General features: G+C 46.3%; 2 protein-coding genes. Both read right to left on the reverse strand.

Translation table 11 applies throughout. The annotated features are described in order from the left end of the window. Nucleotides 1–95: 95 nt before the first annotated feature. Nucleotides 96–1,109 carry a glycoside hydrolase family 43 protein gene (locus tag AC37HE_RS10135; RefSeq protein WP_500782719.1) on the reverse strand — a complete coding sequence of 338 codons (1,014 nt, stop codon included), beginning with the start codon at nucleotides 1,107–1,109 and terminating at the stop codon, nucleotides 96–98. A 78-nt stretch (nucleotides 1,110–1,187) separates the two neighbouring features. Further along, nucleotides 1,188–2,534, reverse strand: coding sequence for an alpha/beta hydrolase family protein (locus tag AC37HE_RS10140; protein ID WP_500782720.1), 1,347 nt, complete (start codon nucleotides 2,532–2,534; stop codon nucleotides 1,188–1,190). Nucleotides 2,535–4,164 lie beyond the last annotated feature (1,630 nt).

The raw sequence follows: 4,164 nt of genomic DNA on the forward strand, positions 1-4,164 counted from the left end.
CGTTGGGCACCGTTAAAATTTTCTTGCTTCTCATAAAAGATGAGCTTTGTTTGATGTTTGAATCTCCTCTTTTACGTAGGTCGAATGCTGAATTGTTACTCCGGAATGTCCGGTTTTCCAACAACCAGCTTATCTCCCGATAAATCCACCTCGAATAAGTGCGGAACCCGATGATAGTGTCCGTTAATTTCCTTGTGACTGTGGATGCACATCAGTAGCTTTCCGTCCAGTGTTTTGAAAAGCATCCCATGTCCGAAGTTCGGAGGAGTAATGGGCTGCGGCTCCTGAATCCAGGGGCCATCCAATGTTCCACTCTCGGAGTAAGCCACGCCTTGTGTGTAGACATCATAGATCCAGCTGGTCCAGATCATGCCCAGGCGACCTGTTCCGGTGCGAAACAAAAACGGACCGTCGGTTACTTTGTTGGGTTTGTCATGGCCGTCGGCATCTTTTTCACGGCTCCAGGGGGAGTCGCTGGCCCGGAACAGGAGTTTTCCTTCACCGATTGAGCCGCTGAGATCCGGTTTCAACGCTATTTTTTCAATGGTGCCATTTCCGTTCTGCAGCCACTCGTAACAATAAACCATATACGGTTTTCCGTCGGTATCGACCCAGAAAGTTCCGTCGAGTGTCGGTTTATCAGCAGGCAGGTATGTTGAATCGGCCATAGGAACATAGGGGCCGTCGGGTTTATCGCTCACCAAAATGTGGCAGGCACGGCGCTCGATCACATTTCCGGCAACGGTATCAATCTTGACAGCCCGGTTGGTGAATGTGGCAAAATAATAGTATTTGTCTTTGTAATGATGCAATTCGGCTGCCCAGATCATGGGTTTGGGCCCCATCCACGATGTTGAATCGGTTTCAGCAACCTTAAACGGCCCTTCCCAGTATTTCAGATCTTTACTTTTCCACATGCGGCCTCCAGTGCCGGTCATGTAATAGCTTTGTGTTGCCGAGTCGGCCAGAATAAAGGGATCACTCAACCGAATGGAATCCAGCGGTGTCAGTTTGTTTTCACTGGTCGCTTTGGGTTTATTCTGGGTGCCGCAACTAATGATAAAGGCTGCCATTACAAGAACGGAAAGGCATAGTCTGAAGGTTTTCATTGGGTTTGGTTCGTTTGTTTATTTATTCTCTGGTTTGGGTGGTGCCAGGTATTGACTGAAAAAGTTATATAGTTTGAGTTATGACTCACCATCCTGCGGCACAGCATGTCCGTGCCCGTAGTCTACCACGCTGGATGTCGGTATGCCTAATGCTTTCAGTTTATTCTGAAAAAGAGCAATTTGATCCTGGTAATACAGTTCATCGTCGGTATTGTAAAAGAATAAGGTTGGGGCTGTTGCTGAGGTTTTAACCAGCCAGGCGGCACCCATACGTTCCCATTTTGCACGGTTCCCGGCAAGAGGTCCCCAAACCCAGGGACAACGGGCTTCGAGGTTTTTATCGCCATCGCCCAGAATGTTATAAATCTGGGTGTAGTCGAACACACCCGGGCCGAGGGCAGCTGCCTGCACCGCATCGTCAACACCGATGTTGAAGCCGGCATTTTCAAACTCGGGTACTTTGCGGTCGCCAATGGCCATGGAACCGGCTGTTGATCCGCGGGAGAATCCGAAGATGCCGATCTTCCCCGACAGCCCTAACTTCTTGCCCCACACGCGGAGGGTACGGATGGCTGATTTCACTTTTTGTGCGGCATCGGGATTTGTTTCATACGATTTGTAAGCATCGTTGGGGCCCCCGACCGGCTTCCCTTTTCCCCATGAGCAATACTTTGGGTGGTCGGCAATAGCCCAGGCAAAGCCTTGTGCGGGCGATCCTTCCAGGAACGAATCGTTAAAGCCGGCGAGCGACCAGCTTAGTTTCAAGCGTTGATCTTTATTGATGGCTGAAAGTTGTTTCTTATCCTTATCCCAGGTGGCGTAACTGTTACTGTACGAAAACGACAACAAGGCCGGAACCGGAGTCTTTGGATTGGCTGGATAAATAATGTCCATGTGCAAGCTGTCGCCTACGGTGTATCCGTCCGGCCAGTTATAAACCGTCGGGTCATCCACGAAGTACGGAACATCCCGTTCCAAGCGGTAGCCTTCAAACAAAACATACGAACGGTAATGCGAGCAATCGTTGAATCCGCAAAATGAACCTGCATCAATCGAGTCGTTAATCGCAATGATATCCTGGTTGATGGCGGGTGATACAGCCTTTGGATTGTTCGCATAATTCAGCTCAATTACCCGGTAGCCCTTCGCAAGTAACCAGGCCACATCTTCAGCATTTGTGTTTCCACCGATTTTTTCAAAGCCCAGGTTTTCCAAATAGACAACCGTCATAGGGCTGCCGTAGAAATCGAGTTTTGGAGAGTGGGCATTTGTTGCCTTGTAGGTGATGTCATTGCCGGTTAGCAGGCTTGTCCATTTACCCGTTGAGGCAACGGAAAAGAAGGGCAGGGCAAGTAGTGCTAAAGTGCAAATGACAAGATGGAAGGTCGTTATTTGCTTTGTCTGTTTAAGGTTTGAATTTTTCACAACTGTTTTTTTGTTCGATTTCGAATTCAACAAAAATAACAGAATTAACCGCTATTCCGGCTCTTTCGTGCGATTCTTCTTTTTGTCCTCAAGCCGGACAGGCTATTCCTTTTTCCCTGCAGCTGGAAAAAGGAATCAAAAAGAGCCGCCGCTGAATGAAAAAGAGCTAAACCCAGTTTCCGCGTGCTAAAATTGTTCAAACTCCTCTCCCGATAAATCGGGACTCGTCGGACAGGCCCAATTTTTAACGCACGCTCCAACTGGTTTCTTAACGCTCTTTTTCATTAGGCGGGAGGCGCTTCGAGCTTGCATTTATATTCGCTTCAGCGTCGCAAAAAAGAGACTTTCACAGAAAACATACATGATTCCAAGGGAATCTCCAACAGGGATGAAAGTGGAAGAGAACAAGAGAAGGCAGTTGAAAAAACAATTGAAGACAATCGAATGAAAATGGAAACTTGCTCGAAGCGATTTCGGCCTACTTTTTATGGAGGGTAGGAAGCGAACCGGAAGCTTAGTGAAGCCGGGAAGCTCCGACGACAGAAGGAGATCACCCGGCTGAACTTAGCTTTCAGGAGCTGATACCTGAAGATAAAAATCCGCCTTGACTTTTTTTGCCTACTTTTTGGTGTTAAGACAAAAAAGTAGGTGGGGTTTGGGGCAACGCCCCATCGTTTGTTCTCAAGCCGGACATGCTATTCCTTTTTCCCTGCAGCTGGAAAAAGGAATCAAAAAGAGCCGCCGCTGAATGAAAAAGAGCTAAACCCGGTTTCCGCGTGCTAAAATTGTTCAAACTCCTCATCCGGCAGGCCCAATTTTTAAGGCACGCTCCAACTGGTTTCTTAACGCTCTTTTTCATTAGGCGGGAGGCGCTTCGATTTGGCTTTTATAAAATCAGGGGAGAGTCAGCCAGGCTGGAAAAAGGCAACTAAGATGATTCTTCAAACTTGCTTTTTGCTTTAAGGTTACTTGTAAGGATTGCCACAGGTGATCCTTCTTTTTCGAATGGAAAAGGATCGCCCCATTTTGCCTGAGGATGAAAAGGCTTATGATTTCGATTGAGGACAAGTCATAATTGAATGGAATAGACCTGAAATCGATTGATTGATCGGTTGAACAGGTTGACGTTTCATTTATGCACATTTTGTTAGATTGGTCTGCCCAAAATGGCAGTTTCATCCCCTCTTTTTAATCGAGGGGGTAATTTAAAGTCGCGAGCTTTTACTTCAGACTCTAACTTGTTGGTGTATTCATATCATTGTTGGGAATGATCATCAATTTTGGTTTGTAGCAGCTTACAATAAAGAGAGGGAAAATGAGACTTCCCGTCCCAAATCTGATTCAATATCGAAGGGCAAACTTGGTAATTCCAAAGAATCTGACGTAATTTGATTATGGCATAACAACACGCAATAATCCTACTTCTTATTAATTTAAATTTTATGAAAAAACAAACCAAGAAAGAACGACCAACGATAGGCCTTGTCATGAAATCTTTAGAAGCCGAATTCTTCAAAGCTATGAAGAAGGGAGCTGAAGACTATGTTGCTGAGAGAGCTGATCTGGAACTCATTACTGTGGGTACATCCTCTCAAACTGAAATTGATCTTCAGATATCGTTAGTCGAGCA

It is taken from the genome of Mangrovibacterium sp. (assembly GCF_059905295.1).